At 37.3% G+C, this 21,291-nt stretch carries 21 protein-coding genes and 3 pseudogenes; all 24 read right to left on the bottom strand.

Annotated features, from left to right (window positions below; translation table 11 throughout):
• Window positions 1-2: 2 nt before the first annotated feature.
• On the bottom strand, window positions 3-2,450 hold the full coding sequence (locus QM017_RS09120; protein WP_000331151.1) for an ATP-binding protein: 2,448 nt from the start codon (window positions 2,448-2,450) through the stop codon (window positions 3-5).
• Window positions 2,434-2,826: a conjugal transfer protein gene (locus QM017_RS09115; protein WP_000723888.1), complete on the bottom strand. Its 393-nt coding sequence runs from the start codon at window positions 2,824-2,826 to the stop codon at window positions 2,434-2,436. Before QM017_RS09115 ends, QM017_RS09120 begins: the two co-directional genes overlap by 17 nt.
• A gap of 88 nt (window positions 2,827-2,914) precedes the next feature.
• Entirely contained in the window at window positions 2,915-3,412 is a 498-nt protein-coding gene (locus tag QM017_RS09110) for an antirestriction protein ArdA (RefSeq protein WP_000342539.1), read from the bottom strand.
• Between the two features lie 116 nt (window positions 3,413-3,528).
• Window positions 3,529-3,750: a hypothetical protein gene (locus QM017_RS09105; protein ID WP_001009056.1), complete on the bottom strand. Its 222-nt coding sequence runs from the start codon at window positions 3,748-3,750 to the stop codon at window positions 3,529-3,531.
• 42 nt (window positions 3,751-3,792) lie between these two features.
• Complete coding sequence (gene mobT / locus QM017_RS09100) at window positions 3,793-4,998, bottom strand: MobT family relaxase (protein ID WP_000398284.1); 1,206 nt, start codon at window positions 4,996-4,998, stop codon at window positions 3,793-3,795.
• Between the two features lie 22 nt (window positions 4,999-5,020).
• Window positions 5,021-5,172 (bottom strand): annotated as a pseudogene (locus QM017_RS09095) (conjugal transfer protein).
• A gap of 2 nt (window positions 5,173-5,174) precedes the next feature.
• Window positions 5,175-6,011: pseudogene (locus tag QM017_RS09090) on the bottom strand (FtsK/SpoIIIE domain-containing protein); the annotation flags it as partial.
• Between the two features lie 53 nt (window positions 6,012-6,064).
• Window positions 6,065-6,745: an IS6-like element ISEnfa1 family transposase gene (locus tag QM017_RS09085; RefSeq protein ID WP_000191454.1), complete on the bottom strand. Its 681-nt coding sequence runs from the start codon at window positions 6,743-6,745 to the stop codon at window positions 6,065-6,067.
• Between the two features lie 67 nt (window positions 6,746-6,812).
• Window positions 6,813-7,376: pseudogene (locus QM017_RS09080) on the bottom strand (hypothetical protein); the annotation flags it as partial.
• Window positions 7,377-7,404: 28 nt separating this feature from the next.
• Window positions 7,405-7,791: a YdcP family protein gene (locus QM017_RS09075; protein WP_000985015.1), complete on the bottom strand. Its 387-nt coding sequence runs from the start codon at window positions 7,789-7,791 to the stop codon at window positions 7,405-7,407.
• 15 nt (window positions 7,792-7,806) lie between these two features.
• Window positions 7,807-8,121, bottom strand: coding sequence for a YdcP family protein (locus QM017_RS09070; RefSeq protein WP_000420682.1), 315 nt, complete (start codon window positions 8,119-8,121; stop codon window positions 7,807-7,809).
• Window positions 8,122-8,829: 708 nt separating this feature from the next.
• The gene (locus tag QM017_RS09065; RefSeq protein ID WP_282709606.1) at window positions 8,830-9,690 is read right to left on the bottom strand and encodes a YitT family protein; all 861 of its coding nucleotides are present in this window, start codon (window positions 9,688-9,690) and stop codon (window positions 8,830-8,832) included.
• A 2-nt stretch (window positions 9,691-9,692) separates the two neighbouring features.
• Complete coding sequence (locus QM017_RS09060) at window positions 9,693-10,427, bottom strand: copper homeostasis protein CutC (protein ID WP_282709605.1); 735 nt, start codon at window positions 10,425-10,427, stop codon at window positions 9,693-9,695.
• Between the two features lie 26 nt (window positions 10,428-10,453).
• Window positions 10,454-11,572 carry a Sapep family Mn(2+)-dependent dipeptidase gene (locus QM017_RS09055; protein ID WP_282709604.1) on the bottom strand — a complete coding sequence of 373 codons (1,119 nt, stop codon included), beginning with the start codon at window positions 11,570-11,572 and terminating at the stop codon, window positions 10,454-10,456.
• Between the two features lies 1 nt (window position 11,573).
• Complete coding sequence (locus QM017_RS09050; protein ID WP_282709603.1) at window positions 11,574-12,530, bottom strand: N(4)-(beta-N-acetylglucosaminyl)-L-asparaginase; 957 nt, start codon at window positions 12,528-12,530, stop codon at window positions 11,574-11,576.
• 60 nt (window positions 12,531-12,590) lie between these two features.
• Window positions 12,591-13,115, bottom strand: a complete 525-nt coding sequence (locus QM017_RS09045) for a GrdB-related putative oxidoreductase (protein ID WP_178198150.1) — start codon at window positions 13,113-13,115, stop codon at window positions 12,591-12,593.
• Between the two features lie 23 nt (window positions 13,116-13,138).
• Entirely contained in the window at window positions 13,139-14,506 is a 1,368-nt protein-coding gene (locus QM017_RS09040; protein WP_178198151.1) for a PTS sugar transporter subunit IIC, read from the bottom strand.
• Between the two features lie 20 nt (window positions 14,507-14,526).
• Window positions 14,527-14,850, bottom strand: coding sequence for a PTS sugar transporter subunit IIB (locus QM017_RS09035; RefSeq protein WP_178198152.1), 324 nt, complete (start codon window positions 14,848-14,850; stop codon window positions 14,527-14,529).
• Between the two features lie 37 nt (window positions 14,851-14,887).
• Window positions 14,888-15,463: an RDD family protein gene (locus tag QM017_RS09030; protein WP_178198153.1), complete on the bottom strand. Its 576-nt coding sequence runs from the start codon at window positions 15,461-15,463 to the stop codon at window positions 14,888-14,890.
• Between the two features lie 233 nt (window positions 15,464-15,696).
• Window positions 15,697-16,407 (bottom strand): GntR family transcriptional regulator, LSA1692 subfamily, encoded by a 711-nt coding sequence (locus tag QM017_RS09025; RefSeq protein ID WP_178198154.1) that lies wholly within the window; start codon window positions 16,405-16,407, stop codon window positions 15,697-15,699.
• A 12-nt stretch (window positions 16,408-16,419) separates the two neighbouring features.
• Entirely contained in the window at window positions 16,420-17,451 is a 1,032-nt protein-coding gene (locus QM017_RS09020; protein ID WP_282709611.1) for a Gfo/Idh/MocA family oxidoreductase, read from the bottom strand.
• Between the two features lie 112 nt (window positions 17,452-17,563).
• Complete coding sequence (locus QM017_RS09015) at window positions 17,564-18,997, bottom strand: 6-phospho-beta-glucosidase (protein WP_282709602.1); 1,434 nt, start codon at window positions 18,995-18,997, stop codon at window positions 17,564-17,566.
• A gap of 24 nt (window positions 18,998-19,021) precedes the next feature.
• A complete protein-coding gene (locus QM017_RS09010; protein WP_282709601.1) occupies window positions 19,022-20,353 on the bottom strand; it encodes a PTS transporter subunit EIIC in 1,332 nt (443 codons plus the stop codon).
• 142 nt (window positions 20,354-20,495) lie between these two features.
• Complete coding sequence (locus tag QM017_RS09005; protein ID WP_282709600.1) at window positions 20,496-21,227, bottom strand: MurR/RpiR family transcriptional regulator; 732 nt, start codon at window positions 21,225-21,227, stop codon at window positions 20,496-20,498.
• Window positions 21,228-21,291 lie beyond the last annotated feature (64 nt).

Raw genomic sequence — 21,291 nt, 5'->3', positions numbered from 1 at the left:
ATTTACACCTCTTTTCGCACAGGTGGTCTGGTATCAAAGGCATGGAGCAGTTCTTCAAATACAGGGTGGAACTGTATCACACCGACACGACCATATAAATCACTGATAAGGCATTGCCCGTTTTCCAAATCACGCAATCGCTTCTGATTGTTTTCGTCCTCTGGGTCTACACCAAAAAAGGCTAAGGTCTTTTTAATCTCGTTAAGGTCAGTGGAACGAAATGCAAATTTTAAGCCGAGGTTATTTTTCAGTTTTTCATCTAAGAGGTCGTCTGTATTTTGGGTCACGAAATATACCCCAGCGTTCATAGCACGACCAGCCCGAACCAGCTTCATAGATAGTGTTTTTCCTTGTGCTACCTGTAAAAAGCTCCATGCTTCGTCTAAATCTACAATCTTGAAAATGCTTCGGTCTGTATGGATAAAGTCTAAAGCAAAGGTACTAATGACAATCAGCATAGCAACGGATAAAAGCTCCATAGTGGTATATTCCTCAAAGGAAGTTTCCTTGTCGGGAAGTACCAAGTCCGCAACCTGTATAATGTTCAGTTGTTTTTCTAAGCTGATAGACTGCTCCACATAACCATTACTGAATAATAAATGTGCAAAGTCATAGTCTGTAAAACTTTCGATATGGTCGGCTATACTGGTACTTAGTGGCGTATTCTCAACCCGTAATTCCTCAATCACTTTCATCAACCCTCGTACTTCACTATTGGTTACTGCACGAATGGCTTTTCTAAGGATTGGGAAGCGTTCCCCATCACGAGAGGAAATCCCCGTAAGGAATGTCAGAATATCAATAGCCAGTGATTCAGAATCTTTGGGATTTTTCATAATCACATAAGGGTCAAGTAAGCCTTTGTTTTTCTCATCAGAAGTCAGAGTGACGATATTGATTTCATGGGAAATCTCTGGCAAGGTTTCTTTCCATCTGCCACGTTCTGCTTTTGGGTCTACAATCACTGCTTGTGCCCCATAAAGCACCGCATAATAGACGATAAGGTTATTCGCAAAGGATTTACCACCACCCAGCGAACCAACAAAAGCCGACGCTAACGCATTGGTTACTGAACCCTTAACCCCTTGACTGGCAAGAGCAGGTTTCAGATAGACATTGCGTCCAGTATCTAAGCTGTAGCCAACATAAATCCCCTCATTTTCCCCCAGCATTTGAGTAGCACCAAAACCTAAACCAGCGAGGAAATCAGAGGTCACGTATTGAATATAATCATTCATATAACGCTTGCTGGCAGGTAAAAATTCTTCATGTAAGCCGAGCATATCCCCAAATGGTCGTACCAGTTTTACGCTTAAATCGTCATAAAAATCTTTCACTTCATTACAACGACGTTTGAGTTCGTCAAGATCATTTGCTGATACCCTTACCACATAAGACAGCTTGTACATAGATTCCTTGCTTTGGTCTAAATTGGTTTCCAGCTCATTCACACTTTCCAGAGCTTCCGCCACATTGGAGCTGGTTTCATTATCACTTTGCCAAGCGTGGTTATCCAAGTCTTTCAGTTCTTTCTTTTTATTGCGGACAGTAGATAGGGCTTTACGATTCGCTACAATTTCCACATTCATTGACGTATCAATCGGGAATGTAAATTGCTGTTGCTGGTAGTAGAAGATTTCAGAGGACGGGAAGTCCAGTTCTCCGACAATGCTGTTAATGGTAAAGTAAGCTACATAGACGGTTTCATCTTCCTGCTGGATTTTCAAATATCGCTGTTTTTCTTCCACCAAACAGCGAGTAGGCTTAATCAAGTCATAGTATTTAATCAGCGTTTCATTATCCAGCTTTTTCTTTGATAGATGGTACTCATACTCTTCATAGGCAGTGCCTGTCTGTCCGTAAAGGTGTTCAATCAGATAGCCGAAGTCGTCCTTATCTAACCTGCGGATTTTGAAACGACGAGAGATTTTATTTTCTAAGAGCTTTTCCATCTTCTGAAAACGCAGGATTTCATCATTACTCATACTAACAAAATCGTCCATCAGCTTATGGTTCACATCATAGACAAAATCAGACAAAGCATTTTTTGCTTCAACGGTAAGACTTTTCATAGAAAACTCCTGATCGTTGAGAAGCAACTTAAAGCCGATAAAGAAACGGTAGTTCACTTGATTTTCGCCAATCATGGATATTAAAGCGTCTGTCTGTTGGTCGATTTTGTCATAGGCAACCGCTTTGAGCTTGCCAGTGACTTCATTTTTGGAACGCTCTTGTGCAGAACGTATGCTGGATTCTGTACTGATTTGTAAAGCATGAATTTTGCCATCACGATTTTGTGCGATAAGCTGTCTGAAAGAATCATGCACTTGTATTTTCTGTTCTGGACTTAGAAATGAGTAATTGTAAGGAACAAGCTCATAGTAAGCATAACATTCCCCGTCTTTATTCCAGACGAGATTGTTTTCAATGTATTTAATTGGATATGCCATAAAATTCACTCCTAACTGCTGTAATGGCTTCTTGTGGCTGGTTTCTGCCAAGCGTTACTTTTTTTCCTGCATAGGTCAGCTTTGGTCGCAGTGCATAAGCAATGACAGACTTCAAAAATCCATAAGGCTTTTTACCATCAAAAGTTTTTGTAGACATAAACCATGTGAAAGCCACAGGAATCCCAAAGTATTTGAGAAATGCTCCCTCTATCATGGAAAGAGGGGGCAAGTTGCCAAGTATCATCACTGCAAAGAGTGACACGACAAACCATGTCATTTGCGTAAAGGTTATGGGAAACGGAAGTCTAAAATCATTGATAGAATACAGTACCTTTTCCACAGACCAGATACTGGTATAGCTTCGTATTTTCTTCATGTAATCAATCCTTTCATAAAAAATAGGGGTAGCTGATTGAGCCACCCCGTAAAATAGAAAATCTGCCAGTAGTAATGTACCGACAGATTTAATAGACGATTTCAAAAATCCCATGATTGGTTGAGATAAACGTTCCTGAAAGGTCTAAATCCCGACCATAGGCTTGATAATCAATATAGTTTTGAAGACTAGCTGGTACTTCGCCTAAAGCACCCGTTTCTTCAATGTAGTAGCGTGCCACGTCATACATATCATCACAATCGGAATGAATGATAATATCCTCTTGATGTTCGCTTAGTTCTTCAATGCTTGAAAAATGAGTGAGCAGAGCAGATAGCTCCGATTGTAATTCTTCGGGTAATTCCGATACCATTTCCCATAGTCGATTGAGTTCGCCAATGGAAGTGTATTCGTCAACCGTAAAGGGTAACTCGTAGTCATGAATGGCGTATTCCTCATATTCATCATTCAAGCCGATTTTCTCTTTGACTTCCTCAAAGTCAATGGGAAAGGTAAACCACGCACCGACCAATTCGCCCTCATTGTATTTGCCTAAATTCGCAATATAGACTTGCATATCGTCCATATATTCACGTCCTTTCTTTGTAGAGATTCAAAAATCCCTACCGCACTTCGTTTGGTGTACCATTCCTTTGCGGAACATAAGAAAACCACTTATATTCCACAAAAGAACGGTTTTATTTAAGCACCAATAATGCGATTGAATAGCTCTAGTAAAATGTCTTTTACTCCAGCAGCGTTGAAGACTAAGCCAACCGCAATAATCGCAATAATTAAAAAGCCAATCAGTTTGCTAAACTCACGCTTGAAGCCAAGATACAAGCCAATCACAACGATTGCTAAAAGCACCAGTGATTGAGCGTTTGATAGAAACCAGTTATAAAGGTTTTGTCCAAAATTCATAAAAATGTTCTCCTCTCTATATTCAATGAATTTGTATTTGAGTTATTTTTTTGTTGTTATCACGTCCTGTTCTTTTACTGACTGTTGCTTCAAAATCTGCTTGTGTCGGTCTGTCAGTTTCGCATGGTCGAGAATGTCTTTTACAACCTGCGTCTGGTTGATTTCATCAAGTTTAATCGCAACCTTTAAGGTCGGGGCAACTTGATGAGATAGCCAGTTCAGCGTCCTTTGGAAGGAGTAAGGCTCTGGTTTTGTGGTTAGTTTTAATCGTTCACGATTGTTCCCAATAAACCAAGCCCATTCTTCATTCAGTTTCCAATCAGAACGAGGTTTGGAATCGTCTTTATCTACAAAACGGATATACCGATTGATAATTTTAAAGGCGGTATGCTCTGGATTGTCATAGACGAGTAAATCACGGACTGCATAATAGGCACGCTCATTTTTCAATCGAATCTCAAAACGGTTTTTTACTTCTGCGTCTTCAATGGGAATATCATTTTTCTTGTACTGCTCGTAGTCCTTTTCATAGATACAGAAATAAACTTCACTTTGTAATGAACCGATATAGAGGGTGTTTCCCATACATTCCTTTTCCTCTTTGCGTACCAGTTCGCCACTGCGATAGCTTTTAAAACTGCGGAAGACGGAGATACATTCTTCCTGTTGGCACTTTTCAGTGAGTACAGGGATATTCAAAATCCCTGTCTTATCGTTAATGGCAAGGTCAAGGCGTTTCATCACACCGCCAGCCACCAAAACGTCCATAAAGAACTCATACCAGCTTCTTTGTTGTGCCAGAAGATAGCTTTCAAATTGTCTGCACCCACGACCTTTCAATTCCACCAGAACTCCTTTGTCCAGTTCATGGGAGCAAAGGACGAATATGTCGCCTAAAGCATAATGCTCTGAATAAGAATAGAAACCATAGTCCTCATGAAGAAAATAGGACAGTTTCAGTTGTAAGATGTTTTCGACCACCTGCTGTACGTCTGTTGTCGGAAAGCGAATCCTTACATAATCAAACAGCATTTCAAGGGGAGCGTCGGGATTGAAGCGTTCCAGAGCTTCCCAAAGGGACTGCTGTAAATCCTCTGATGGCTTGACTTTTCCTGTTTCAATATCGCTTAGATACTGCCTTGTAATACCAGTCGCAACAGCTAAACGGTTTTGAGATAGTCCATAAGCCAAGCGTTTTTCTTTTAAATGCTGTAACCAAGTTTGTTCATTCAGTAAAAATCCCTCCAATCAAAAAGGCGTATGTCAACTTTTAAAGCCCATTTGACATACGCTGAAATTTTGTAAATCCCTTGTAACCAAAGGATTTTCTAATGTTTTTTTGACTGTTTCCTGTCGATTTGTACCCCCTGTTAGATACGGGGGGTTAAGTGCTGGCGTGGCTATTGCCACACCAGCCAGCAAGATCAGTCCACACCTGCGACTTCCGCTTCGCACGTCGCCTGCGTGGACTGTCTGCTGTTGGATAACTTTTTAATTTCCTCCAAGAAATCATATCCTTTTGGTACAAGGGGAGTATAAAACTCTGATATGACACTTGTTCCTACATCAACATAGCCACGACCTTTGATTCGCTTTAAGAAGAAATCCTTTTGTACGTCACTGCCAAACATCATGCCATAGCCCATTTCAGACATACGACCTAAAGCCACTCTGAAATTAAACTGATCACGGATTCCGTCGCCTAAATATTTTGCGTCTGGACGTTGACAAGCCAGTATTAGAAAGAAGCCAGCTTGACGACCTAACATGACAATCTGTTTCAGCTTATTCATAACTGCGGTGTTTTCTTTTGTTCCCAGCATTTCCATGAAAGCGACGTATTCATCAAAGATTAAGAAGTGTGCCGGGAGACCTAAGTAAGCATAATTTTTGCCAGTCTTATAGTTCTTCATCTGCTTCATTTCCTCACTACGTTTCATCATTTCTTCATAGAATGTTTCAATGCAAGAAAGCAAGTCTTCTTTTCTATAGTAGACATTTGCCATCACAGAACCTAAGTCCGCAAGGTCAGCATTTTTCGGGTCAAGAATATACAGTTTTGAATCTGTATGAAGCAAGGCTTCAATCAGCGTCAGTATAAAGTAAGTTTTACCGCCACCTGTACCACCAGCAATCAACATATGAGGGAGCTTATCATATTCCCACCATACGTTTTTCATTAAGCGAAGTTTACCATCTTTAGCTTCTACTTCATCAATAGAAATACGACTGGCTATGGTGTCATAGAGCAAAGTATATTCGGTTCTGTTGCAAAGTCTCAAAAAGGTCATTAGTTTTTCAAGATGATTCTTATTTAAGCAGGGATTCCTAATAGTCCTTTGATTTCTGTACAGACGGAAAAGCCAAAAAGAGACCCTTCTTTTCGGCTTTTTTTATAAATTCCTCGAATCGCTTCCATGCCTTTAATCGTGGTTGAGGCTGTTCGCAAACTTTGGTAAAATTTGTTTCTTCGCTTAATTGGACGATGGTCTTGTTCAATCAGATTATTCAGATACTTGATTGTTCGATGTTCTGTTGTTATATACAGTCCATTTTTCTGAAGCTTTCTGAAGGCACTCTTAATAGAGGGTGCTTTATCCGTTACTAGAACCTTTGGTTCTCCAAACTGGTTCTTCAGTCGTTTTAGAAAAGCATACGCAGCCTGTGTGTCGCGCTTTTTCCGTAACCAGATATCTAAGGTTAAGCCATCTACATCGATAGCGCGATATAAATAATGCCACTTTCCTTTAATTTTGATATAAGTCTCGTCCATTTTCCATGAATAAAAGGACTGTTTGTTTTTCTTTTTCCAAATTTGATAAAGAATCTTTCCGTATTCTTGCACCCAACGGTAAATTGTGGTGTGACAAACGTGAATTCCTCGGTCATACAGAATTTCCTGCACTTCACGATAACTCAGGTTGTACCGAAGATAGTAGCCGACGGCTACGATAATCACGTCTTTTTGAAATTGTTTTCCTTTGAACTGAGTCATCTTCATTCCTCCAAGCTATCTTTTTCAATTATTTTACCTCAAAATGAGCTTATCGGAAACTTTGCAACAGAACCGTATATTCCACATAGGAATCCTTTAACTCTTTATCCGTCAGCTCACAGTACAAGCCACTCTCTAATTTCTTTTCCAAGTGTAAGAGTTGGTCTTGATATTTTCCCAGCGTGATTTCCACCCGTATCTGTATCAAGCCATTTTTAAGTCGATAATACATTTTAGGGAAGTAGGTTATCTTTTCCTTTGTACGACCAGCACTATCTTTAAAGAAACCCTCTGTTTTGACCTGTTCAGATTCATACCACTTGTTTTCAAGTATCATCTTTGCCAGTTTTTGACGGTGGTAAAGTTGTTTAACCGTATCATAGCGAACCCGTTTGAATACAAACGCTACCAGCAAGCAGATAAGAATTGCGACACTGAAACTGATAATTAAATAGGGAATGTCAATCTTATCTGCTTGTGATAGGTTAAAATCCTGCCAGTTGATCTGCTGGATTGTCTTCACATGAAACAGTCCGACAACCAGCAGGAAAACAGGCAGGAGTGACGCTATCGTAAAATGAAAGACTAAATCTTTACCAGATGGGCGAATCCTTTTACCACGCTGTTTCATGCGAAAAAGTCTCCTTTCTACCTAGCGACTATTTGTCTTGTGTCGGTTCTTTCTTTGCTTGTGGTTGAGCTTTGAATGAACTAGAATCCTTTGTCAGCACAATATCGTCTGCCTTGATATACCAGTCAACATCTGCTCCTTGATAGGTGGCAGTAGCAACGGTGTCCGCAATGGGATTGATAAGTTCCACCCGTGCGTTATAATCAAACTCTTTCAAAGGCACGCTGGCAGGAATACTTACTTGAATCATGCGTCCTTGTCCTTTGGATTTTAAGTCATAGGTACGTTCCTTGATTTCATCTGAAACCGACCCGTCTTCATTTTGGATTCTCACTTCACGACGTAGAGCAGAGAATTTCAATTCTCCAAAAGTCGTGTCTTTATCTAATACAATGCCATTTGCTAATCTCATCATTTTTCCTCTCTTTCTTTATTCTTTTATCATGTCGTCAGCATGTAAAAGGTAATTTGTAAAACCACGAGTGCCGATTTTGTAGCCCTCTGCGGTAATACGTGGATTGACTAACTTCACACGTTCCTCAAAGCCGAAATGTTTTTCGCCAGCTTCAGCAGGAAGCACCACCACAATATCATCTGCTCTTTGAACATCAGAATAGAGATTATAGCTTCTTGATAAGACAGTTAGCCGTCCGTTGATTCTTCGCTGAACGACTTTATCCTCGCCAGCAAATTCTAAATTGCCGAATGTTTTTTCCATGTTGGGAATCACAAATTTAAGTTCCATATTTTTACCTATCCTTTCTTTTTTATTGGCTGAATGAATGTTTGATGGTCTTAAAGAGTGGGGAACGACCTTTTGATTCTTGATTTTTTGTTTTCATAAGTTCACTTCCTTTCAAAATCGGGTAAAAAAATAGACACCTCATTTTTTGAAGTGTCTACCTATTAAATATTCAAATTTTATTGGAAGTATCTTTATATCTTCACTTTTCAAGGATAAATCGTCGTATCAAAGCTGATTCATAAGTAGTAAATTAGTAGTAAATTGAGTGGTTTTGACCTTGATAAAGTGTGATAAGTCCAGTTTTTATGCGGATAACTAGATTTTTATGCTATTTTTTATAAAAAAATAAAAACAGACATATAAAAATATCCATTAGAATAAAGTCACCAAACTAAATAGTTCTAAAAGGAAATTTTTATATGTCCACAATTAATTCTATATAATCAATTCTTCACTATATTAAAAAACATCGAAATCAACTCTTTTAAGGAAGATTTTTACCGAAATAAAAAACTACTTAATTGATATTAATACCAACTTGATTTGCAACTTTACAAGTTCACTACACTATTTTAGAAAATAGATATAGTCATTGACTAATTCTTTTCAATAGGTTTTAACAATCCGTGAAACTTCACGCTCACAACTACCCATTCTGATTATAATATATACTGTTTTGTATATACTACATTCTAAAGATAAATACTTTTAATCCAAAGGTTTTTGATAAAAATGACCAAAAAATGTCTCAGTTGGTAAAACATTAATAATTGCCTTAGGATCACTGTTTCGCATTAAATGTGCAATATCTTGGACTTCATAAGCTGATACAACGGTATGCAACAAACTCATCGGTTGACCACTATAGCCACCATATCCATTTAACACAGAAACTCCATGGTGATAATGTGCGATATAATCTTTAACCACCTTTTGCGGATACTTAGTCGTAACTTGAAGCGTTACTCGTTTATATCGTTGATAAAATGCCGAAATGGTCTTAGTTGAGATGAATTGAAATACAATCGAATAGCCTGCGTATTTCCAACCAAACATCGTACCAAATATACACAAGATACAAGCGTTAAAAGCAAAAACATATTCCCAAATCGCCTTACCGGTCTTATTTGAAACGTACAAAGCAATAAAATCTGTACCTGCTGTTGAAGAATTTCCGCGCAGTGCAATCACTACCGAAAAGCCATATAAAAAGCCACCAAAGATAACATTTAAAATAATGTCATCAAATAATCTAGGAAAACTTAATACCTTCAAAAAGAAACTTGTTAAAAAAACCTGACACAATGACGATACCACGAATTTATGACTGATATTTTTATAACAAATCAACGCCACCGGCACGTTTAACACGATCATCCCTAAAGACGTAGAAAAACTCACACCATATAAAGACGTGATCTTATCTAGCAAAATCGCCACACCCGTAAAACCACTCGACAACAAATTAGCGGGCTGAACGAAAACTAATAACGCATACGCTTGCAAGAAAGAAGAGACCACCACACAAACAGCCGTTAATAAATTACGAAACCATTTCTTATCTTTCATGCTTAAATCCCTAGTTTTGTTAATTCCTCAACTAACTTAACGCTAACCGTGTCGTAATCATCTTGATTAGGTGCAGACGCAAAGCAATAATTTACTGCTACACCACTTGTCGTTGGGTCATTTTCCCATGTTTTACACGATGAATGCACTTGTTTGATATTAGTATATTCAACTAATTGCATCGCATTTTGTGCATTAACTCCACTTCCCGCTAACAATTCAATTTTATCTCCATACTTTTCTTGCAAGTCTTTGATTAAATCGCGTCCATCAAATGCTTTTGCCTGTAATCCACTCGTTAAAATTCGATTAATTCCTAAAGAAATTAATAACTCAATTGCTTGATATGGATCTTTGACACAATCAAATGCCCGATGAAATACAGCTTCTTTGCCAGCATTTTTAACCAATGTAACAACTTGTTTAGTCTTAGCGACATCTATTTGATGATCTGCAGTCAAAAAACCAAAGGCTAACCCATCTGCACCATTATCCAACATATCTTGTGCATCTGCCAAAACTTGAGCAAAATCCGCATCATTATAACAAAAACCCGCACCTCGTGGTCGTACCATACAAATCACTTTTAAATCGGTATTTTGTTTTGTTAAGCGTAAAGCTCCAACTGTTGGTGTCAAACCACCTAAATAAAGTGCACTGTTTAATTCAACTCTTTTTGCTCCGCCTAAATAAGCATTATAGGCATCTTGATAGCTACCACAACAAATTTCAATCATTTTAAATTCCTTCTTTTACTACCTTTTTATTTTGCTAATTGGTAAATACTCAACGCATAAATTTTAGCGTTAGTAATCAAATCAGGAACTGTCATCCATTCGTTTGGCTGATGACCAATTCCTTTTTGTCCCGGGAACGATGGTCCAAACGGTACAATATTTGGCATCATTTTGGCATAAGTTCCACCAGTCGTTGTTACAGGCGTTCCATCATTACCCGTGACTTTTTCATACGTATCAACCAAAGTTTTCACTAAGAAACAATCTTTTTCAAACTTGACTGGATTATAGTTATCAATTAGTTCAACACAATAATCACATCCAACTGCATTTTGAATGTTTTCAATGATTTGTTGTGGTGTACAACTAGCTGGATAACTGACACTAAATTGGACAGCTGGTTTATTATCGTTTAGTAATTGATAGTTCCTAACCTCTAATAATCCAAATTCTTCATCAGTAAAATCAATGCCTAAACGCTCGCCGTTATTTTTAGCATTTAGAATATAAGTATTAACCAAGTTGAAAAATGCTTGTAAATTAGCTGTTTTATTACTGATTTTAACAACCGCACGACCACGCTCACCATAAACAACTGGATACTTACAATCTGGTGTAAAGCCCATTTTTGGTGGTTTATGCTTACTTAAATAATATTTGACATCAGCAAAACCCGTTTCTTCATTACATCCAAAAATAATCCGTACTTCATGTTTGAGCTTAATACCAAGTTGTTTTAACGCATATAAAGCAAACAAGCATGAAAGAATTGGTCCTTTGTTATCTAAGACGCCTCGACTATAAATAACATCATCTTCAATATAACCACTATATGGTGCATGTTTCCAACCGGTTCCTTCTGGTACTACATCCAAATGTCCCATGATACCGACATAATCTTCATCATTGATTTCACCATAACTTGCAAAACCTGCATAATTATCAACATTTGTTGTCGTAAAACCTAATTCATTAGCCAAGGCTAAAACGGCATCCAATGCTTGCTTGGGCCCTTTACCAAAAGGTGCATCAGGTAAACTTTCTTCTCGTACGCTTTTAATCTTAACGATATCTTGAATACTTGCGATCATTTGTTGGCTGATCTCATCGACCTTGCTTAAAATTTCATTTTCGATTTTTTCCATATTATTTTTCCTCTAATGGTGCTGTTCTTGTTGCCATATATTCATCTAACCATTCTTGAGTTGCTGGTTCATGGATGCATTTGCCAGCGACATTTTTTGTCAAATAAACAATCGGTTCTTCATTAGCTGTTGCTACTGCAAACGAAAAGCCTTCAATATTAGTAGCAACTCCCCATTGTCCTTTGTTATTCATCGCTACTAAAGACATATCACCTGCTTTACCACGGCGTTTTTTCAATTCAAGATCAAACATATTAACTGCGCGCTCACAAGCTTCTTGTGGATGTAGACCTTCTTTCATCAAACGAACAATTTCATATGAAACACAGCCTTTCATCACATCTTCACCTAAACCAGTAGCACTAGCCCCTCCGACTTCACTATCAACATAAAAGCCAGAACCTGAAATAGGCGAATCGCCAACGCGCCCTGCTTTTTTCATGAATAGACCACTTGTCGAAGTTGCAGCTGTCATTTTTCCAGCTTGATCTAAACAAATCATACCCACCGTATCATGTCCTGAATATGGTTTGATTTCTAACTGTTGTGTTTCTTTAACACGATTCTTGTAATGAATCTTAGCACGATCAGTTAACATATTTTTACGTTCAAAGCCTTCTTTATGTGCAAACTTTTCTGCACCTTCACCGACTAACAAATTATTGACTTTTTCTTGCGATAAACGACGCGCAATCGAAATTGGATTAGCAAAATCTTTGATAGCCGCTACTGCTCCAATATCTAATGTATCACCATCCATGTAAGCTGCATCTAATTCAACTTGCATCTCTTCATTCGGTAAGCCACCATATCCAACTGATTTATAGAATGGAAAATCTTCAACTGCTTTAACCGCTGTTTCGATTGCATCACCTGCATTTTGATTATCAGCTAACATATGTGCTGCTTTTTCGATTCCTTCATAGGCCATACGCCATGTTGCAATGATACCCCACATAAAATTTTTCCTCCTGTAATAAAAGGATGCGTTAAAAACACATCCTTCAAGTTATTTTATTTAAAAACAATATTCATTTGTCAATGACGTTACGTCTGCACCGTCAACTAATGCCTTAGCAAGATTACACATATTTTCTAAAGATTCATTCAATCCAATACCACCTTTTTTAGGTGTCTTAACAATATGAACTTTATCCTTATATGCAGCAATTGTCTCTTCATTTTCAACTGCCATAGCAGCTAATGCAGGAACCGAAGTTGTTTGGTTAATGTCATAAGCTACACGCGCAGCCATCTTGCCATAGTTTTGGTAATCAAAAGCTGGTCCACACATTACTACGTCAGGTTTTAGTTTATTGATCATCGCGCATAATTTACGGCTCACTTCATCTGGATTAGCTTCATAAAAACCATCACCACAATATAAACAAGCCACAACTTTAGCGTCAATTTTTTTGAGATATGGCTCCATCATAATCGCTGGTCCTACCGCATCTTTTTTAGCGGCTAACGGAATCATATGATCGTCTTTAATTCCTGCTCCAGCTTGAATTTGATCATAAATCATAATAACCTTAAGCATTTTAAATGCCCCCTAGTAAAATTTTAAAGATCATCAAACGAAATATCATCTAATGAAATATCATCATCGTCATTAGCTTCATTAGCTTTTGCTTCATCTTCTAAATATTGCTTATCCATGATTTTAATAAATGGCATATAAACAAAGACACCCAAAATCAATAATAAACCTTGTAAAATTGCACCAACCCAGTTAGTTGCAAAGAAACCAGAAATAATCAACGGCGTCGTCCATGGAATCTGAATACCATTACAAATTGGAACTAGATGAATGCTCATCGCAATATAAGAAATTACAATGTTTAAAGTAGGAACAAGAATAAATGGAATCAACATCGTTGGGTTCAACACGATTGGCAACCCAAAAATGATTGGTTCGTTAATATTAAAGATTCCCGGTACTAAAGCAAGTTTACCCAATTCAGTAATACGTTTTGATTTACAGAAGAATAACATCGCAATAATCAAAGATAGCGTTGAACCTGCACCACCAAATGTTGCAAATAAATCTTGGAATTGTTGACAAATAATGTGTCCTTGACCTTCTCCGGTCTTAAAGTAGTTTAAGTTTTCAATTGCCAATGTTTGCAAAATCGGATTAAACACGGCACCTACAACAGAGCCACCATTGATACCAAAGAACCAGAACAAATGTAAGAAGATATAAGCAATAACCATAGCACCTAAGGTATCCCCTAAGTTAAGTAATGGTGTTTGCAAGAATTCAAAGATAATTTGGAACACATTTGTTTGGAAGTAACCAAAAATCAAGTTAAGTAAAAAGAAAAAGCCCATAACAACCGTTGCAGGAATTAAAGCTGCAAAGGATTGCACAACGGTTGGTGGTACACCATTAGGCATTTTAATAACCCAACCTTTCTTTTCAACCCATGCATAGATATGGACAGAAACAAAAGCTACGATAATACCAACAAAAATACCTTTAGCACCAACCCAACCTAATGGAATACCAGCTAAAGTTGCATCTACTGTCTTTTTACCAACTTCAACAGTTCCTGTTACACTATAAGGCATAATTAAGAACCATGACATCAAAGCAACAGCAGCACCAAAAATCTTATCAGTCTTCATCTGACGTGCAAAAGAATAAGCAATACCCATAACTGCAAAAATAGCCATAATATCAAATGTTGCACTAGATGGCTTGCTGATAAATGATGCTAATGTTTCACCAGTAGCTGAGTTAATCACAATCTTTTCTAAAATTTCTGTCCATCCAGGAATTGGAAAGTTAGCAATTAACAAGAAAATCGAACCTGCAATTAAAAGTGGTGTCGAGACTAAAAAACCGTCACGAACTGAAACCAAGTACTTGTTACGACCAATGGCCTCGGCCAGTGGCATCAAGATTTTTTCTAGCTTCTTCATCATATCTAAAAAACCTCCTCCAATTATTTTTTATTTTCTTTAATTAACTTAATAGCAGTCTTTAAGACTTTTTCACCATCCATCATACCGTATGCTGCTTGATCAATCACTGCAATAGGAATTCCTAATTCACCATATTCCTTAACAGTTTCTTCATACATATAATTAACTTGTGGTCCCAATAAGATACAATCTGGGTTTAAAGTTTTAATAATTTCTCCGATTTTATTATGAGCAAAAGCCTTTACTTCGATTGGCAAATTATGTGCATTTGCCACCTCTTGCATCTTGTTAGCCAACATACTTGTAGACATACCTGCACTACAGAATAAATAAATCTTTTTCATAATTATTCCTCCTAAAAAAATTATTGTTATTTTTTAGCTAATTTGTTTCACGTGAAACCATAACTACTTTTGTTTGTGCCACATAATCATGAATTGCTTTATGCCGTTTGCCAAAGGCTACGAGCAACGCACTAATGATGCTAACCACCATTCCCACATACATCAACGGAGTTACCAACTTCACTCCTGTCAACAACTCTGCTAATTGATGCCAAATGGCACTTGCCGTCACGATAGAGCCCTCGATGATAAAAATTCCTACGATTTGTCTTAAGAGCAAATCTTTTAGTCCTACCTTAGTTCCGTTGTCTTTAACAATGGCTATCTTACACAATCTCTTACCTAAGGTTTGCCCGGGATAAATGTAAGTCGGCACAATCACAAAATAAAAAACAGCAAAAAGCAACGCTAAACTCCCGGCAAGCAACCCAAATGGGGTGGGAAACTTCAGTAAGTTTTGTTCAAGCATTGTTCGATAAAGTTTTTGCGAAACCAAGGCAATCGGTAAAGAGGTACACAACCCGCCTACATACCAATCGACCACATAGCCCGCAAAACGGCGACCAAGACTTGGTTCTTGTTGCTTCGTTTTTGCCTCTACTTTAGTGCTCACTGCGTGTCATCCTTTCACGTTAATCCAAAAATTAGAAGAAGATTAGATACCATCAATTTTGATAAACATTTAAAAATCAACGATTCTTCTTAAATAACAATAACTTAAGATTAGCATTTATATCGGTTATTTTCAATGTTTTTTAATCTTCTTGCAACTATCATTAAATAAAATCAACCGCTTACATAGACATTATACATGGTATATACTGTTTTGTATATACCTGTTTTTTATTATCTTTGAAGTGTTACTTTAAAAGTATACTTATCAGCTCGATAATGCGAAACATCATAGAATAACGGTGTTCCATTGGCGGCGTATGTCATCGATTTAACCACTAGAATCGCCTCGCCTACAGGTACTTGCAAGTTAGTAGCTAATTTTTGATCGACAACGGCTGCTTGTACTTCTTGATGTGAATAAGCAATGTCACTTTGTCGCTCGATCAATTTAAAGAGCGAACCGACCAAATCTTGGGGCGTCACCTCGCCTAAGTAACGGGCACGAATACAGATATTTTCAACGGTCATCGGGTCTTGGTCAAATTTACGCAATCTGACAATTCGCCAAACGACTTCATCTTTATCAGCTTGTAATAGACTCCAAAGTTGTTCATCATAAACTAACTTTTCAAACTTTAATAATTCAGTTTGTGAAGTTTTATTATAAAGTTTTGCTGTTTCTGAAAAGCTTAACAGTCCGCCTTTGCCACTTTGAATCTTGGAATCTTGCATCACATAAGTTCCATATCCCTTGCGCTTAACCAAGACATTTTGCTTAACCAAATGTTCGATGGCTTTTCTAACCGTTAAACGACTTACTCCAAAATCATTGGCTAATTCATATTCAGAAGGTAACTTTTGTGAGTGGACGTAAACATTATCAGCTACTCGCTGTTGCAATTTATCTGCGATTTCTAAAAAAATCGGTTGTTTTTTGGGCATCGCATCTACCTCCTAATGTAAGTCTTTGATTCCATTTTCTAAGATTTCCATTTGTAAAATTGTTTGCCATGGAGCTACAACTTGTGGTTTGTCATTGACAATCGTTTGATATAAATCATCATAAAACAAGCCATAATCGCCACGTTGTGAAACAACCTTTTCTTCATGATAATTTCCTTGCTGATCATAATAAGTTAGCGTTCCATAATGTTGGGGTAGATCCATACCAAAGTCAGGATTATTTGGCATATAAAAAAGTTTTAAATGCTCTTCTTGACGATCTTTATACTCTTTAATAAACATTCCTTTTTTGCCATAAACCACAAAACTTGGTCGTGCTTTGATTCTAAAATAGCTAGATTTAACAGAAATCTTCAAGGCGCCATAATATAAATCAAGATCAAAATAATCATTCATCTTCCCTTGGCCTAATAGTTGACGTACATCATAATTAATCCGCTCGGGCTTACCAAAATAACTGATAACTTGATCTAAGGTATGACAGCCATGCCCATAAAGATACGAAGCATCCGGATTGAATTCATGGGCAGCCTCGGGAATTTCTGGACGATAGTAATCAAAATGCATCTCAATTTCTAATAAATCTCCTAATTTTTGACTTTCGATAACCTTTTGAACAGTTAAAAAGTCACTGTCATAGCGTCGATTTTGATAAGCGCTCAAGACCAAGCCTTTTTGTTTGGCCAAATTAAAAAGTTCCTTAGCTTCTTTAGCAGTTTGTGTGAATGGTTTTTCAACTAGACAGTGTTTGCCATGTTCTAGCACCATCTTGGCATATTGATAATGAACTTGATGCGGGGTCGTAATCACGATCAGGTCGATGGCAGGATCGTTTAATAACTGTTCTAAATCAGTCGTATACTCTATCCCAGGTATTTGTGCCCAAACATCATGATTAATATGTCGTGCATAGATCGTCTTTACTTCAAATGTGGCTGGGCGTTGCAAAACAAACGGTAAATGGTATCGATTACAACTTTTCCCGTTGCCTATATAGCCAAGCACTAATTTTTGATTTTTCATCATACCATCTCCTCCATCTTTATCTTGTTATAACTATATCATAAGTTAATAAGTCTTGATATATACCAAAAAAACAGCTAATCTCTAAGATAAGCTGTTTTTCATTGTTTTATTAAAGTTGAGCACCATTAGTTGCGATAACATTTTGATACCAATAGAAAGAATCTTTCTTATAACGTTTTAGACTCCCTTGCCCATAATCGTCTTGGTCAACATAAATAAATCCGTAACGTTTACACATTTGTCCCGTGCTTGCTGCAATTAAATCAATACATCCCCATGGGGTATAACCTAACAAGTCAACACCATCATCTAAAATAGCTTTCTTAACTTGTTCTAAATGTTCGCGTAAATACTTGATACGATAATCATCATGAATTTCATTGTTTTCTCCAAGTTGGTCGATAGCTCCTAAGCCATTTTCCACAATGAATAATGGTAAATGATAACGATCTGTAAACCAGTTTAATGCATAGCGTAAGCCAACTGGATCAACTTGCCAACCCCAATCACTAGCCTTGACATATGGATTAGCCACTAAATCTTGATTTTCATTGTATAATAGATTGCCTTTGTATTTAACAGCAAATGACATATAGTAACTAAATCCAATATAATCAACGGTACCTTCTTTTAAGGCCGCTAAATCAGCTGGGGTAATATCCATCTCAAAACCTTGTGTCTCAAAATGATTGAGTAACCATTTCGGATAAAAACCATTACAATGGACGTCTGAGAACCAATATCTGGTTTGCATTGCACGTTGCGCAAATAAAATATCTTCAGGTTTAGAAGAAATTGGATAAATTGGACACATCGCAATCATGCTCCCAATTTGTAAACTAGGATCAATTTGATGACCTAAAGCCACGGCCTTAGCACTAGCGACCAATTCATAATGAGCTGCTTGATACATCAATTGTTCCTTATTATCATCCGGCCCAAAAACTAAACCAGAATCGCTATAAACAGCTCCTGCACTTTCAAAATTTGTTTGGTTATTGATTTCATTGAAAGTCATCCAATATTTAACTTTTTTATGGTAACGCTTGAAGCAAACTTCAGCAAAATTCAAGAAGAAATCAATCAAACGGCGATCACGCCAACCACCATATTCCGTTACTAAGTGATATGGCATTTCAAAATGTGATAAGGTAATAACAGGTTGAATACCGTATTTCAAGCATTCATCAAACATATCATCATAAAACTTCAAACCTTCTTCATTAGGTGTTTTTTCATCACCATTTGGAAAAATTCGTGTCCATGCAATCGATGTTCTAAAACACTTAAAGCCCATTTCGGCAAAAAGTTTGATATCTTCAGGATAACGATGGTAAAAATCGATTCCTTGATGATTAGGATAGTATTTGCCTTCTTCAATGGTTGCTGTATTTTCACGTGGATGATCCTTACTACCTAAGGTTGATAAATCAGCAGTACTTAAACCTTTACCCCCTTCACGATATCCACCTTCGAGCTGATGGGCAGCTACTGCACCGCCCCATAAGAAGTTTTCTGGAAACTTGCGTGTATCTTGTGTCATTTCTCTTCCTCCAACATAAATATATTAGGCATTTTGTGTATCTTGTTGTTCTTTTTGAGCTACACGATTAGCTGCAATCACAAATGGTAAGTAAGTTAAAATTGAGATTCCTAAACAGATAAATCCAATTACTAAACCTAATAAATTACCACCCGTTCCTAAAAATGGCATTAACGGTCCTGGAGTTGTCCAAGTTAAGCCAAAGGCCGGAGTTGGAATCAAATTCCAAACTGTAGTTACACAATATCCCACTAAAATATTAATCACTGGAGTCAAGACAAATGGTACAGCTAAAATAGGATTCATCACGATTGGTAAACCAAACATCAATGGTTCGTTGATGTTAAACAATCCTGGAACAAATGCCATCTTGGCGATTGAACGATAATCTTCCCGTTTAGAAGCAATAAAAATCGCAATCAATAAACCTAAAGTCATCCCACTACCACCCATGTTGGCAAATACGTCATTCATTGTTCCCCAAGTCACACGGTATGGTACACCCCAAGCTGTTCCATGAGCGTTGATAAATTGTTGGTTGCTTAAATCTGCCTCAGTAAAGATAACCGAACGCAAAGCATTTAATGTATTTGGTCCATGAATACCAACTAACCATAAAAGATTTTGGGCAATCGCAAACAAGACTACACTAAAGATATTAACCCCTGCCTTGCGAAGCGGTGTTTGGATTGCATCGTAGATAACTTGGTTGATACCTTCCGGTGAGAAAAGCGAAATCAAATGATTTAAAATCGCAGCTAACATAATAATAATTACAATAGGAATCATCCCATTAAATGAACGTGCAACAGCTGGTGGAACCATATCTGGCATTTTGATTTGTAATTTCTTGACTTTGAAAAGCTTTGGCAAGAATTCTCCGACTAAGCCCCCACAAATCATCGCCACAAACAAGCCTTGGGCACCTAAATAAGTCTTAGGTAAATAGTTGATTCCATCTTTGACGATTGCTGGTGTATATAAAATCATGAACACCGCAATTCCTGTCAAACCAGTCAACATTTCGTCAGCTTTGAAATGTTTAGCCAAGTTTTGCGCTACCAAATAAGCAATAAAGATAGACAAAATATCCATTGTCCCGTTTGTTACGGAATTTAACCAACTTTGTGCATCATTAAGGTTGGGGAAAAATTTAGGTAAAAATAAGATCTGTGCAATAAACCCATCCTTAGAGAAAAGCAAGTTGTTAATCAAAATAACCAAAGATGCCGCCATAGTAATTGGGAAAGTATACATAAAGGCATCCCTAATCGCAGCAACATGACGTTGTTCGTTAAGTTTAGCAGCAAATGGAACAATGCTTCTTTCCATGAAGCCATTAAATTTGTTAAACATTGTAGTCTCTCCTTTTATCAATAAATTCTGTTGATACTTACATTTTATTGAAGCGATTACAGTTCAACAAGACCTTGAAAGCGTTTAGAAACAAAGCTACGTGTTTTGTGTATGATTCCGCTTTCGGAACACTGTGTTCCATTTATTTCCCATCCAAATAAGCTAGATTTTCTAAAATACTTTCCATAATGTACAACACCGGAACTTTAGTTGTCATATCATAAAATTGGCCAATCTTATGTATCGGAACATGGTACGACAAATTATACTGACTCAAGCGTGCAATTGTACTGTTACTATTACCTGTGATGGCCACTAAACTCGCATCTGCATCATTGACAAAATTGTTCAACAACGCTATCAACTCCGGCGTTTCACCCGAATTTGAGATAGTTATCAAAACATTGTTAGTTGAGTTTTTTAGCTGTTCAGCTAGCGGATAAAATGGATCGGAAACATAAAAAGTGTTGATTTCATGGACAGCAATCTGGCGTGTTCCATAGCCTGCAAACATTGATGATGAACCAATCCCTAAAAAGATTACACTATCTGCTTCAAAAATTTTTTGTGCGACAACTTTAATCTTGTCTTCAATATCGGCAGGAAAATTCTCCTTAGTTACAAACTTCATGCCTGTTGGCTCACCAGATTTGCGACGCTGTTCGCTTTGAAATAAGACTTTAAACTCTGGAAAACTACTATACCCTAACTTATGAATGAAACGCATGATAGAACTATTGGAAACATGTGCTTCATTAGCAATATCACGCACTCGCATATAAGGTATTTTGGAACTATTATTCGTTATGAAGCGATAGATTGCCATATCAACTTCGGAGAGTTTGTCAAAATCTTTAAAACTATAAAATGACAAAGCATTCACTCCTTACATATCTTATTACTAAAAATTTTAGCATATTTTTGTGCTGATTGGCGGT

It is taken from the genome of Ligilactobacillus sp. Marseille-Q7487, assembly GCF_949152225.1.
Classification (GTDB): domain Bacteria; phylum Bacillota; class Bacilli; order Lactobacillales; family Lactobacillaceae; genus Ligilactobacillus.
The sequence above is the reverse complement of the archived record's forward strand: the minus strand, read 5'-3'. Positions and strand labels throughout refer to the sequence as shown.